The sequence below is a fragment of the Candidatus Obscuribacterales bacterium genome, from assembly GCA_036703605.1.
Taxonomy (GTDB): Bacteria; Cyanobacteriota; Cyanobacteriia; order RECH01; family RECH01; genus RECH01.
Genome location: DATNRH010001108.1, coordinates 1 through 12,846, shown reverse-complemented (window position 1 = coordinate 12,846; position 12,846 = coordinate 1). Strand labels below are relative to the sequence as shown.

At 53.1% G+C, this 12,846-nt stretch carries 10 protein-coding genes and 1 tRNA gene; 3 read left to right on the top strand and 8 right to left on the bottom strand.

Annotated features, from left to right (window positions below):
• Entirely contained in the window at positions 1 to 1,383 is a 1,383-nt protein-coding gene (locus V6D20_23030; GenBank protein ID HEY9818654.1) for an efflux RND transporter periplasmic adaptor subunit, read from the bottom strand.
• Positions 1,384 to 3,221: 1,838 nt separating this feature from the next.
• On the opposite strand from V6D20_23030, the gene V6D20_23025 reads away from it, so the two are divergent.
• Positions 3,222 to 3,497: an Npun_R1517 family heterocyst differentiation transcriptional regulator gene (locus V6D20_23025; protein ID HEY9818653.1), complete on the top strand. Its 276-nt coding sequence runs from the start codon at positions 3,222 to 3,224 to the stop codon at positions 3,495 to 3,497.
• Positions 3,498 to 3,858: 361 nt separating this feature from the next.
• Positions 3,859 to 3,931: transfer RNA gene (locus tag V6D20_23020), tRNA-Glu, on the top strand.
• 204 nt (positions 3,932 to 4,135) lie between these two features.
• Here V6D20_23020 and V6D20_23015 read toward each other — a convergent pair.
• From V6D20_23015 to V6D20_22995, 5 genes are all read right to left on the bottom strand, one after another.
• Positions 4,136 to 4,876: a response regulator transcription factor gene (locus V6D20_23015; GenBank protein HEY9818652.1), complete on the bottom strand. Its 741-nt coding sequence runs from the start codon at positions 4,874 to 4,876 to the stop codon at positions 4,136 to 4,138.
• A gap of 264 nt (positions 4,877 to 5,140) precedes the next feature.
• The gene (locus V6D20_23010) at positions 5,141 to 6,241 is read right to left on the bottom strand and encodes an alpha/beta fold hydrolase (GenBank protein HEY9818651.1); all 1,101 of its coding nucleotides are present in this window, start codon (positions 6,239 to 6,241) and stop codon (positions 5,141 to 5,143) included.
• A 6-nt stretch (positions 6,242 to 6,247) separates the two neighbouring features.
• Positions 6,248 to 6,688: an SRPBCC family protein gene (locus V6D20_23005; GenBank protein ID HEY9818650.1), complete on the bottom strand. Its 441-nt coding sequence runs from the start codon at positions 6,686 to 6,688 to the stop codon at positions 6,248 to 6,250.
• A gap of 80 nt (positions 6,689 to 6,768) precedes the next feature.
• Positions 6,769 to 8,241, bottom strand: a complete 1,473-nt coding sequence (gene zds, locus V6D20_23000) for a 9,9'-di-cis-zeta-carotene desaturase (GenBank protein ID HEY9818649.1) — start codon at positions 8,239 to 8,241, stop codon at positions 6,769 to 6,771.
• A 170-nt stretch (positions 8,242 to 8,411) separates the two neighbouring features.
• A complete protein-coding gene (locus V6D20_22995) occupies positions 8,412 to 10,421 on the bottom strand; it encodes a DICT sensory domain-containing protein (protein HEY9818648.1) in 2,010 nt (669 codons plus the stop codon).
• Positions 10,422 to 10,838: 417 nt separating this feature from the next.
• Between V6D20_22995 and V6D20_22990 the strand changes: the two genes are divergently transcribed.
• Positions 10,839 to 11,591, top strand: a complete 753-nt coding sequence (locus V6D20_22990) for a HEAT repeat domain-containing protein (protein ID HEY9818647.1) — start codon at positions 10,839 to 10,841, stop codon at positions 11,589 to 11,591.
• A gap of 67 nt (positions 11,592 to 11,658) precedes the next feature.
• Here the strand turns inward: V6D20_22990 and V6D20_22985 are convergent, their stop codons facing one another.
• Both V6D20_22985 and V6D20_22980 read right to left on the bottom strand, forming a co-directional pair.
• Complete coding sequence (locus tag V6D20_22985) at positions 11,659 to 11,853, bottom strand: hypothetical protein (GenBank protein ID HEY9818646.1); 195 nt, start codon at positions 11,851 to 11,853, stop codon at positions 11,659 to 11,661.
• Between the two features lie 108 nt (positions 11,854 to 11,961).
• A partial coding sequence (locus V6D20_22980) for an FAD-binding oxidoreductase (GenBank protein HEY9818645.1) occupies positions 11,962 to 12,846 on the bottom strand: 885 nt, incomplete at its 5' end.

Sequence of the window (12,846 nt, the reverse complement as noted above, 5' to 3'; positions counted from 1 at the left end):
TTACTTGGTGGCTTCTGGGGCTGAGGGCGCATCTTCGGCTGCCTCTGGCTCCTGAGGCATAATAGGGACGCCATCCGACAAGTTGAGGATGCCTGAAACAATCAGCTGATCGCCGGGTTCTAAACCTTCTAGAACCTGATAGCGGTTGCCTTGGATACTGCCCAGGGTAACTCGGCGCTGTTGAGCGATGAGGGCTGGGCCATCGGTTCCATCCTCAGAGGGAGGTGGGGTGACGGCGACATAGACAAAGGTTTGTCCAGCAATACGGGCGATCGCTTCCGTGGGAATCAAGATGCCACTCTCCTGGTTCCAAATCATCCGAGCCCGCACCGATTGTCCATTGAGAAGGCGGCGATCGCTATTGGAAAACGAGGCTTTGGCTAGAACAGTTTGGGCTCCTGGCTCCACTTGGGGAGAGATAAAGCTAACTTGTCCTTGGCGAAGAGTATTGCCCTGGGTATCGACAAGCTCCACCGGCAAACCATTCCGCATCAACGGACGCCGTTCAATGGGCACGGAGAGCCGCAGTTCTAGAACTTGATCCTGAGTCACACTCGTGAGGAGATCACCCTGGCTGACAAAGTCTCCCACCTTGACAGGAATATCGCCAAGAGTGCCGCTGAATGGAGCAACCACAACCGTATCTTGTAGCCGAGCATTGGCGCTAGAGGCATCTGCTTGAGCGCGTTCAAGGGCAGCCTCCGACTCTGCTAAGTTGGCGCGGGCTGCTTCAATCCGTCGATCGAGGGCATTCAATTGAGCGATCGCAGAATCTAGGTTACGAGCCGCCAAGTCAAGCTGCTGCTGGGGAAAGGCCCCTTCTTCAACTAGCGCGGAAGCGCGGTTAAATTCTTCCTGCTGGAGATCTACTTCAGCAACGGCAGCTAACCGATCGGCAACAAGAGCATCCACCTCAGAAGCAGAACTGGCTCGAATAGCCCGCGCTGAGTTGATGTCGGCTAGCAAACTCGCTAAATCAGACTGGAGCTCATCGGGGCTGAGTTGCACGATGGGAGTTCCCGCCTCAACCTCCTGCCCTGGCTCAGCATAAATGTCTACTACACGACCCTCAATCTCAGGTCGTAGGCTCACGGAGTTGCGAGATTCTAAATTGCCGATGAACTCGGAAGACTCCTCAACGGGCGATCGCTCAACGGTCTCTAGTTGCACAGGTAGACCGCCTCCCGGCATCATCATGCCCTCGGGTGCCCCCCCAGCTTGGCTGCTCATCCACCAACGCCAGCCCACTCCGCCGCCCACAAGGAGCAGAATAATGCCTAATCCAATGAGCCATGGACGCTTGGACGTATTAGGTTTTGTGGATGATGAAGCCTCAGCATCAGAGGATGGACTAATGGCAGATTCTTGAGTGTGATGGGTCATGGGTTCGATATTGGCAAGAGGGCATAGCGGATACTAGACGGTCAACCAGATAGCTTGGTAGTCCATAAGCTGTAAATCCGTCAGGTCATCAATGCAGACTCAACATGTCACAACTCAGACTCAACATGTCACAACCAACCAGCGATGCGGTTTCGCAAAAATGGGTAGTCACAACCGTGGCCCATGAAACTCTTTTGACGCTGTGGAACAGATCCCTATCGATGCACTCATTAGGTGTACCTATTAATTAAATAGGGGAAATGCCCAGATAAATAATCCTGCTACTGGGTGAACTCTAGGAAGGTATAGCCTATTCAGCCTGGTTGAAGAGATAGATCCTAGGTGAACACTAGATGAACAGTTGAAGGTCTCCAGGATTTCTTGACGCCCTAACCCCTGTGACGATCGCCATAGCCGACTTGTACAAGCTCACCGACGGTTGCAAGGTATGCTGCTCTTCCCCAAGTCCTTTCTCCCTCCAGAAACAGGGGGATTGAACATCAACGTCCTTTGCCCTCAGGATGAGGACTGGAGAATGATCGCAAGCCTAGTTGAAGGTCATGACTGGGACATTCTGCCTTCGATCTCCCGCTTCGCTGCCCCCTTGTCAAGGAGGCTACAGACATCTTGGGCATGCCGCAGCCTTAAATGAATCGTATGTCTAGGGATTTGATATGAGGACTACACGTCGGGACTTCTTCTACACCTTGTACATGCTTGCATACCTTGTGCATCCTTGAACTCTACCCATAGTTTAGTCAAGCCCATGATGGCTCAAAGGGTTCAACTCCTAGGCAATGTCCCATGTTGTTTGCCCACCCAATCCCTAGAACATCCCAGATGGTCAGAAGATGAAGCTGATTGCCTGACAAAACGTAGCCTAACGCCACGGCTACATAGTCCAAGACAGCCATTGCCACCGCTAACTCATGAACTCACGTAAGCAGGGCATGCCTCTATAGGCACGGCTTCTAGAGGTCAGCGTTGAAAGCTGCATCCGTCCACTAGGGTCATGCCGATCGATCTGAGAAGAGCACTCGCCAAGCTCATGGCTCAGGCAGCCAAGGTATAAAAAAATTGAATCCTGACTGACTAGAAGTTTAAAGTTTTGATGTTTGTTAAACATGCATTACCCTTAAACTCAAAACTTATGATATGAAATTTAGCATGAATTTGACAGAAGGTTGATATGTTCAAGACTCCGTAGATCTTGCAGATCTCAGGATATATTTCATACTGATTGAAAGATGTCAGTTCAAGACAGGAAAAAAAATATGTAAATCATCGATAAATAGAAGACATATGACGTTAAAACGAATACATTTTCCCAACAGCCTGATGTGAAAGATTTATCCCAGAGAATCAAGCTCTCGCTGAGCGATCGCCCCTATAAAACCTACGGATATATACGGATACACTGATAGCTTGTCTCACAAGATGTGTCTTTCTCTATGATACGAAGCTACCTGTGAAGCATTTATGACTGAACTTCATTCATGGTTCAATAAGGATCGATGAGATTTTACAAAACAAGTTTAAGCAATGGCGATCGCAGGGATAGATTATGTGAATTTTCTGTGAATAGAAGTCATTTTCTCTGAACATAATGTGATGATTAATAACAGTTTGAATTCAGCTAAATAGCGGATATAGTCCTCAATATAACTATGTTAGATTGACCTAAGTTGATGAATGATCAGCACTTGCAATCAAACCCGCAATTTAAGACTTAAAGTGTCCAGTCAATGGATAGATGATTCTTGAGTTGAGAGTTGAGCACTGTTGAACGGTGGCAGATCATCATCTGTATCTATTGTTGTTCCCCTCACCCAAACGCTATGAAGACCGGTTCCCTACGGCAACAAACCGAAACCTCTGAAGTCGGTGTGTATGATTGCGAGATTCACCTCAAATTTCGGTTGGTTGAAGATAAAGAGGTGATGGCTGTTGACTCAGAGCAACTCCTAGAGCTACTGCTTGAAGCATTGTCTTGCGGCGCAGACGATTGCCTCGAAACCCTTGATGCTGTGGTTGATGTGCAAGAAACCTCTGAGGTCAATGCATCCCCTCGAATGCGTCGTCAGCTCATGCGTTTGCGCAATTCTCTAGCCTAGCTGCAAGGAGCCCAGATGGGGGCTTGCAGGAGACAGTCATGATTATGATTGTGCCTCCCCCAATGCCGGGAGAGCGATCGCCTCTGCCCATGGGTGCTGCAGTTCTAGCGAAGTTTAGTACTGGTAACCTAGATCCTACCGCGCTAAAGACCCGTGCTTCGCAATAGCAGCCTAATCCCCCAAGGTGATGTCGGAGCATTTCTCCTAGCATCGTTGGCGGTTTCTGCCTAGGCTTGCCCACAAAGATGCGTCATGGGCTACCGATTCAGTAGCCAGTTCTACGGAGATTGGAAAAAGATCTGCGCGAAAGTATTGACACAATTTCCTAGATTCGCTACTTTAATAAAGGAGATTTTAACGCGCCCCCATCGTCTAGAGGCCTAGGACACCTCCCTTTCACGGAGGCGACGGGGATTCGAATTCCCCTGGGGGTATTAAATCTCTAATCAATGGCTCGGGAATCGCAGGATTTCCGAGCCATTTGATTTGAATATGGTTTGAATATATGGCATAGCATGAGGCGATGCTGACATCACTACGATCATGGCAGTGCCCTATCCCTCACTAGCCGAGCCTGTCCGTATCAGGCAAAGGTACCCTGATACATCAGGTGGGGTCGGCCGTAAGGAGTAGGGTGGTTAGACGGCTTGGGGAGAGTCTTCTGATTCAGTCTGCTCAACTCTAGGAAGCTCCAAGCAGTAGCCTGCCCCATAGACAGTTTTAATATATTTGGGATGACGAGGATCTGGCTCTAGCTTGGTGCGTAGATGGCGAACGTGAACCCGGATGGTTTCGATATCATCATCTGGATCATAACCCCACACCTCTTTCAAAATTTCACTCGGGGAAACAGTTTGCCCATGACGCTGCAAGAGGCAATGGAGCAACTCAAACTCTAGGTGGGTGAGCTTAACCGTTCGGTCAAACCAAATGGCTTCTAGCCGCTCGGGCACCAAGGTGAGCGGCCCGTAGTTGAGGATTTCGGTATGTTTCGCAGCCTGGGGAATGCGATCGGTGCGGCGCAACAGGGCTCGAACCCGTGCCAGCATCTCCTCAACTTCAAACGGCTTCGTTAAGTAATCATCGGCTCCAGCATTGAAGCCTTCCACTTTGTTTTGGGTTTGTCCGAGGGCCGTGAGCATCAGCACTGGGATATCTGCGGTGCGCTCATCTCGCCGCAGCCGCTGGCATACGGTAAAGCCATCCACTTTGGGCAGCATTAAGTCCAGCATAATCAAGTCAGGTATCAATTGCAGAGCCATGGCCTGACCTTTAATACCATCCGCTGCCTGACTCACATCATAGCCGGCCATTTCTAGGTTGACAGCAACCAGTTCTGAAATTGCAGAATCGTCGTCAATGACAAGTATCCGAGGCATCACTAATGGGTATTTAACTACAGGTTATTCTAGCGACTTGGCAAAGGTTTGTATAAGAAGAATAAGATTCCTGTACAGATTATAAGCATGATTGCTCATTTTTTTTGATGCCGTAGGATACGAAGTCGCTTTTGTCTCTAGGAAGGTAGGCGATCGCCCAGGAAGTTTCAGGCCCCAAAACATGATGGACTATATTGCGAATTGTCACGATCAGTTACGAGTGGGTGATGTCTGGACGCTTGGCGCACATGTGCGGCGATCGCCCTAAGCAGATGACTCAAGGCGATCGCCAACTAGGTCGGCCGATCGGGCGACGGTTTTCGGGTGAGCGGCACACCAATCGAGCAGCCGGTTCCATGCCCACCACGGATCGCGATCGCCCCAGAGGGACTGACAGGCTTTGCTGCTGAGGTAGCCAATATGGCCACCGTAGCGGGTGAGCCAGAGGGTCATGGCAGGATTGCCACGGCAGGCCTGCTGAAGATCGGCAACGAGGCTAGGGGCAAAGAGAGGATCGTCGGCAGCGTAGAGAATCAAGGTGGGATGGGATAGATGGGGTAGTAACGGCAGCGGGTTACTGGCTGCGTAGTAGTCTTCTACGGTGGCGAATCCTAGGGCAGGAATCACCAGTTCTTGGTCGAAGCCACGAATGCTACGAGCCCGCTGAATGGCGGCTGGGTCAATGGCTTGGGGATGGAGGTGATGGAGCCGCCAGGCCAGGCGAGTGAGTTCCTGGGTAATGGATCGCTCCACATACCGACCCAGGGGGGCCTGCATTAGGTAGGTAAGGGAGCGGTTGGAGTCGAGATTCGGGCAAATGACCGCCACGCCGCCCATATCCTCGGGTTGCAGGTGAGCATAGGCGCTGAGATCTTGAGCGGCATGACCACCCCATAATGCCAACTGCCCGCCCAGGGAAAAGCCGGTAAACCAAAAGGGACTGGGAAAGCCCATGGCTTTGGCCTGGTCGGCAATGTGGACAAAGTCTTGTCCTTCATACAGACCATCGGAGGTGAGGGTTGGCGATAGCTCACCACTTTTGCCATGGGCTCGCCAGTCAAACAAGATCACGGCAAAACCTCGGGCGATCGCTTTTCGTCCCAGAATCTGCAGCAGCCATTGGTTGTCTAAGGAGCCCGTGATCCCGTAGGTGCCAATGATGGTAGCGATCGCTCCGGGTGGTTGAGCGATCCAAGCGTGCAGCGGCACTCCATTTGCACCGTAAAAAATATGACTGCGGTAGGTCGGCTGCGGTTCGAGGGTGAGCTGCTGCCAATGTCGTTTAACCCAGAGGGCGGTATGCAGGGTCATGGCTAGGCCATTTTTCAGCAGCCAGGGGGGAGTGTAAGCCGGGGAATGGGTCATTAAAACCTATGAACGGTGGGCAAGGGCATAGTTACGGAAACGTTCGAGATCGGCCTGAATGGTCGATTCCACCACACGACCCAAGAAAAGATTGTCCATCAACTGCCCTAAGATGCCAGGAATAGCATAGGCAACGGTGAGCTTCACAATACTGCGATCGCCTCGGTCGTAGAACCGAATTGCACCGCGATTGGGCAGCCCGTCTACCGACTCCCATTGAATAATTTGATTGGGCGTGACCTTCAAAATGCGGGAGAGCCAGCGAAATTCTAGACCTCCGGAGGCCAAGGTCCAGCGAGAGAGTTCGGGATCGTCCTCCAAAATCTGTACCGAGTCGATCCATTTCATCCAGCGCGGCATCTGTTCTAGGTCAGACCATAGACTCCAGACGTGCTCGACGGGGGTTTCGACTTCAACTTGAACGCTATGTTCGAGCCAATCAGACATAGATAGGTGCCGTGATGAACAACCAGGGAAGGGTGTGGGAAGACGAGTGTAGGAGGAATCGCGGGGGAGATCAAGACGGTCTAGGCAACCAGGGTCAGCTCTTGAATATCGGTGCGATCGCCGAAGGATTCTAGGATGACCTTGGCCGCCCGTTTGCCAGAAATAGTCGCCCCTTCCATGCTGTCAATGTAATCTTGCTGGGTGTAGCTACCGGCCAGGAAGAAGTTGGCGATCGGCGTCTTTTGATCGGGGCGATATCGATCCATGCCTGGCGCTTCCCGGTACAGCGACTGGGCTAGCTTCACCACACTAGACCAGGTCATGGTCAGCGATCGCGATGAGGGAAACAGGTTGTGAACTTGGTCGAGCACATGCTGGGCGATCGCGTCGTTGGGTTGCTTAATGAAGGGATCGCCAGGGGTGAGCACGGCTTGAATCAGAGAGCCTTGACCCTCGCGGTAATAGTTGCTGGGGCTCGTCAGCGCTAGGTCGGCAAAGCAGGAGAAATCCGCATCGGCCGTGTAGAGTAGGTTATCCAGCCCCGCCGCATGGTCAACCTGGGTGCGCTCGGCGGCATTGGTCAACTCGGTGACCCAGCCGTCGAAACGCAGTTGCACGGTGGCGACGGGAACGGTTTCTAGTTTGTACACATTGTCAAACTGATCCCATTTCCGCCAGGTGTCGGGCAGCAGCCGTTGGACACCGGGCACATCGCAGGCGCAGACGTAGGCGTCGGCGGTAATGGTTTCTACGGTGTCACCGTTGGCGATCGCCAGACCGGTTATCTGAGTGCGATCGCCCTCTTCACTGAACAAAATCTCGCGCACGCCGCGTCGGGTATGCACCTGGCAGCCGCGCGCTTCCAGGTAGTCCAAAATGGGCTTGTGCAGGTAGTCGTAGGGCGAACCTTCCAGCATCCGCAGAACCGATGCCTCGGTGCGGGCGGCAAAAAATTGGAAGATGGTCAGCATACAGCGGGCAGAGATCTGCTCGGTATCAATAAAGCCCAAGGCATAGGCAATGGGATTCCACATGCGCTTCAGACTACCGTTGGAGCCGCCATGCTGCCGAAACCAATCGGCAAAGCTGATGCCATCCAGGTCACGGATGGAGCGCATGGCTCCTTCAAAATCGACCAAGCCACGCACAATTGGACTGGTGCCCAAAGCGATCGCATTCTGTAGCTTGTCTTGCACCGACAGTTGAGAGGTGGTGAAAAAGGCTTTCAGTCCGTTGAATGGTGCGCCGGTGATGAAGCGAAAGTCGAGCGCGCCTAGGTTACCGCCGGAATTTACAAAGGTATGCACATGCTCCTTGAGCAGCAGGTGATCGATCGCACCCACTTTTTCCATCAGGGCAAAGAGGTTGTAATAACAGCCGAAGAAGACATGCAGCCCCATTTCTAGGTGATTGCCCTCGCCATCCACCCAGCTACCCACCTTACCGCCCACAAAAGGACGTGATTCAAAGATTTCTACCTCATGCCCGGCATCCGCCAGTTCCACGGCGGTCGAAAGTCCGGCTAGCCCTGCCCCAATAATTGCAACTCGCATCCTTAACCTGTTCCAACCCAGTGACTGTAGTGAACCTAGCCAAACCTGTTGCCCATGAAGCTGAACGCAGTCCAAAAGACTGGATTAACTCCTGCTGAGATTCTTTTTAGATTCTTTACATAGTGTAATAGACCCTGTCCGCTTCGGGAATCACCCGACCCGATTCGGGACTATCGCAAGCTGGCGCGTTTGGGGTTGGACGATCGCCGGGGAGGACGGGAGGGGGCGATCGCCGGGGGTGGAGCCGAGCGGGCCGTATCCGCCGTGGGAATGGTGAAGTGGAACTGGGTGCCCTGGTCACGACCAGCAGACTCCGCCCAGATTTTGCCCCCCAACCCCACAACAATCTGGCGGCAAATGGCCAAGCCCAGACCCGTACCGCCAGCCGTGCGCCGAAGGGCTCCTTCTTCTTGGTAAAACCGTTCAAAAACCGCCTCTAGGCGGTTGGGTTCAATGCCGCGCCCGGTGTCGCGAATGGTCACCTCCAGCATAGCTTTGGCATCGCTCGCGGGCCGGGCCTCAATCACCACCTGCCCTTCCGGCTCAGTAAATTTACAGGCATTGTCCAACAGCTTGGAGAGCAACTCCACCAACCATTCTCCATCAGCCCGCACCAGCGGCAGTTCCGGCAAGGACACATTGGCCGTAATTGTTGGCATCTTGCCTTCCGATTGCCGAGTACGGATGCCGCTCAGGGCCAAGTCTACACATTCCTCCAAATCCAGCGGCTCCAAGTGCCACTTCACCCGGCCACTCTCCAGTTGCGAGAGGGTGAGGAAATCTTGAACTAGGGTGCGCATGCGCTCGGCATCGGAGAGGGCCGAACTGAGCATCACCTGCCGCAGTTCGAGGGGCATATCAGGTTCGCTGGATAGACTCTCTAGGCAGATTTGAATAGTAGACAGCGGGGTGCGCAGCTCGTGGCCAGTGATGGCAATCAGGTTACTGCGGGTGCGCTCTAGGGCCTCAAGCTGCTCGTTGAGATCTTCAAGATGGGCGTAGGACTCGGCTTGAATCAGCGTTGTGCCCAATTGGGTGGCGATCGCCTCTACCAAACTCATTTCATCCGCCGACCAGTCATGGGGGTCAGCCCGACAAGACTGCAGCTCGATCACCCCTAGCAAGCGACCTTGGTAGACAATCGGCACCATCAACCACGACCGGATCTGCCAACGATCAATCAGCGATCGCACCGGTTCTAGATCAAAGGCCTGTGCCTGCTCCGTATCGGCAATGGCAACCGGCTCTAGGCTTTCGGTCAACACTTGAAAGAGAGGATTGTCAGCCAAGGGCCAAGATTCTCCGTAGAGCGAGGCCAGGCCTTCCTCAAATCGATACTCGTGGTGAATCTGGGCCGCTTGATCCCGAGCCTTGCAGCGATAGATCAAGCAGCGACATACCTCCATGGCCTGCCCCAGTTCTTTGACCGCCACGGCGAAAATTTCTTGAGGATTGAGCGATCGCCGAATAGCGGTGGTAATCAGGTTAGCCAATCGTTCTCGGCGTTCCTGAGCCGCAATAGAGCGGTAGGCCTTCAAAAGTTTGTATTGCCCAGCTTGCAGATAGGTGACGAGGCGTTGAGCAAAGGGATCGGGATCAATATCTCGGTGAGGGATGGGGCCATCCATGAGGAAGTCAGCACGGGCCTGCTCCACCTTGTCCTGGAGTTCTGGGCGATAGTAGGCGACACGGTTTAATAAAAGCTTGGCGGCTTCAGAACTCACGTGGCGATCAAACGTCCAAATTCCTTCAAACCGTCGGGTTTGATCAACCGTCATGCCTTCCGTGCCCTGGAAGTCTGTAATTCCTTGGCGCTCACGGCAGATTAAACAGGCAGAATACCGAGTTCCAATAACCACCAGATGCCATTCGTGGCGAAGTTCATCGCTGGCATCAAACGCCACCATTTCATAGTGGTCGCTACGGCTAGAAAATTCTGTTTCGGCGGCGGCTAGAACGTAGACCTGAGGGGTTAATGCTGAAATACGTAGGTAACGATTGACCTCTTGGCGATAAAATCGTTCTCGTTGAAAATTGGCAATGACAAGAGGCTGCCCTGTATCTGCCAGCACCTGGTCTTCCATGGCATGGGAAAGAGCTGTCAAGGATGCTTTAAAGTACATCTGTGACCGCAGGTGGGGCATGGATTGCAATAACTCTTCCAAGACGGAAGTCGTCATGGTCATCGATCGTCCGCGTGTGTGATTTGAGGGCGGGAGCAGGGAGGTTTGGCCAACCTCTGGGCATCGATCTCCGTAGAATCTAGCGATCGCCCTGGCAACGTTCCGCTACGTTGAACTGGGAATCACGGCTAGTTTCTGGTTGAGATTCCCAAAGAGGCGGTGACACCGGTTCATGGGTAAGCTAGCCAGAACACCTCAGAATGAGTATTCCACCATTGTGCCACTACTAGTGTCTCAGAAGGACACCCGTCTCGCCAACCATAAAGAGGATATCGGTAGCTTAGGCGAGGATGAGCATTCCATAAACTATCCAGCGGTAGAGGCTAGGGCTAGGGGCGATCGCCCCCATGGGGCTAGGAGATTTTTCCTGGCGAGACCCATTACGCAGGGCACGGTTTGCTGTAGAGTGACAATATGTATGATGACGATGCTAGCGTGTTAGACCCTGCCATTGCCGCCGATAGCCCACTGGATCATCTCGAGGCGATCGACGTATCTGAGGATGACAAGCCAGATCCGGACGTAATGCTGCCTTTGCTAGACGCGTCCGACAATCAGCAGCGCATGTTGGCCACCCGAGCATTTTGTGAACTAGAGGAACCTCGCGCCGTTCCTCAATTAATTAACCTTCTGTCCGATACCTGTCCGCTCATCCGGGTGAGTGCCGCCTATGCCCTCGGACGCAACCCCAGTCCCCTAGCCGTTGATGCTCTCATTGTGCAGTTAGAGCAGGATCTGAACGGCTATGTGCGCAAAGGACTTGTCTGGGCTTTGGGCAACTGCCGCGATCGCCGCTCCCTAACGCCGCTCACCCATGCCCTACGCACCGATATTTCCGCCGTGCGTCTATGGGCCGCCAGTGCCCTAGCCCAGATGGCCAATCTAGACTACGAATCGGTGATTGCCGCTATTCCTCCCCTCATTGAAGCTCTGCGGCGTGATCCTGTAGCAGCGGTGCGCAGCAACTGTGCCTGGGCGATTGGCCTGCTGTGCCGAGAGCTGCCGTCCAATGTGATTTATGCCACGGCTATTGACGCCATTATTGAAGCCTTTGCCGAAGATGAAGACATGGGCGTCCGCGACGATGCCCGTCTTGCTGTGCTCAAAGTGGGCGATCCTCGTGGACTCCAAGTGATTGAAGAAATTGAGCAGGATGGGCTAGTTTAGAACCTATTGCTCATAGGTAGGCAGTGCCCAACCTAAATCGCCCACCCAATTACCTAAATAGGCGCTGCTAATAGCTATCTTCTCCCGGGATCACATCGTATTGCGAGTCGGGACTGCGCTGTTGGAGTGCAGCCGCACGAATAGCCTGCCACTGGGTATAGAGATCCTTGCTGTTGGGGCTCGTGCGGCGATAGCGCTGCACAGCACGATCTTGCTCCTGAGCAGTTTTAGAGGTAGGAATACGGGAATTAGACTGGGTCATAGGTCTCACAGATAGACAACAAAGTGACGACAGGGGTCTCCAACCATTTCTTAGTGTAATCCAGACCCAAAGATATAGTCTAAATTCTGTATCAAAAACTACAAAGCTTTAATTTTGTTCTTTAAATCGTGAGGGTGCTAGAGACTCAATCAGGAGGTCAGGGTTTCCTACCTGGCTTTTGGCAAAGCGTTGGGCGATGGGTGGCACGAAGGCAAAAGGATTGCTGAAGCCGGAGAATAGATGTAGGCCTGCGTAGTCCGGGAGAGCGCCCACGAGGGGCATACGATCGCCACTGAAGGCAACTAAGCAGCGGTGCCATTGGCCAGGCACATCCGCTAGGGCCGGAATCAGGTGAGCGATCGCTTCTCGAATCTGGCGTTCACTCGCAGCAGCATCCACAGGTGCCTGGGGATCGGTAAGGAGACGGCTAATTTGTCCAAGCCGCAGATGTCCATCAGCAAACTGAAAGATGCCCGCATCTAAAATGGGGGGAGCAATTTCGTGACCAGCTTCATCCCAGAGGTCTTCCTTCTGGCTTTGCTCCACGGTAGCTTCTAGGGCAAAACGACGGGTATTGGCCGGCATGATTACCATGCGCAGGTTGAGGTCAACAGGCGGTGTTTCGATGAGTTCTGCATGGGAAAAGTAGCAGGGCACGGTGATCTGCATCTGTTGCAGCAAAGCCCGGCTCATAGCCCCAGCACAAACTGCGACTTGATGTCCAGCATAGATCTCAGTAGGCGTGACCACACCAGTGATCTTGCCCTGATCAGTTTGCATCTGCCGTACAGGAGCGATCGCCATCTGCCCACCCAAGCGCTGAAAGGCATGATTATAGGCCCGAACCGCTTTTTCAGGATGAACATGGCCATGCTTGACGACAAAGGCAGCAGCGATCGCCTCTGAATTGAGCAAGGGTTCAAACTCACAAGCTGTTTGCCGATCAACCAAGGTGGGCTGGGGCTGGAAGCGCTGGTAGAGGTGCGTGAGGGC

Coding starts and splice junctions, on each gene's coding strand:
- V6D20_23005 (HEY9818650.1), bottom strand. CDS start 6,688: ATGTCTGATTGGCTCGAACATAGCGTTCAAGTTGAAGTCGAAACCCCC.
- V6D20_23015 (HEY9818652.1), bottom strand. CDS start 4,876: ATGCCTCGGATACTTGTCATTGACGACGATTCTGCAATTTCAGAACTG.
- V6D20_23010 (HEY9818651.1), bottom strand. CDS start 6,241: ATGACCCATTCCCCGGCTTACACTCCCCCCTGGCTGCTGAAAAATGGC.
- V6D20_22995 (HEY9818648.1), bottom strand. CDS start 10,421: ATGACGACTTCCGTCTTGGAAGAGTTATTGCAATCCATGCCCCACCTG.
- zds (HEY9818649.1), bottom strand. CDS start 8,241: ATGCGAGTTGCAATTATTGGGGCAGGGCTAGCCGGACTTTCGACCGCC.
- V6D20_23030 (HEY9818654.1), bottom strand. CDS start 1,383: ATGACCCATCACACTCAAGAATCTGCCATTAGTCCATCCTCTGATGCT.
- V6D20_22985 (HEY9818646.1), bottom strand. CDS start 11,853: ATGACCCAGTCTAATTCCCGTATTCCTACCTCTAAAACTGCTCAGGAG.
- V6D20_23025 (HEY9818653.1), top strand. CDS start 3,222: ATGAAGACCGGTTCCCTACGGCAACAAACCGAAACCTCTGAAGTCGGT.
- V6D20_22990 (HEY9818647.1), top strand. CDS start 10,839: ATGTATGATGACGATGCTAGCGTGTTAGACCCTGCCATTGCCGCCGAT.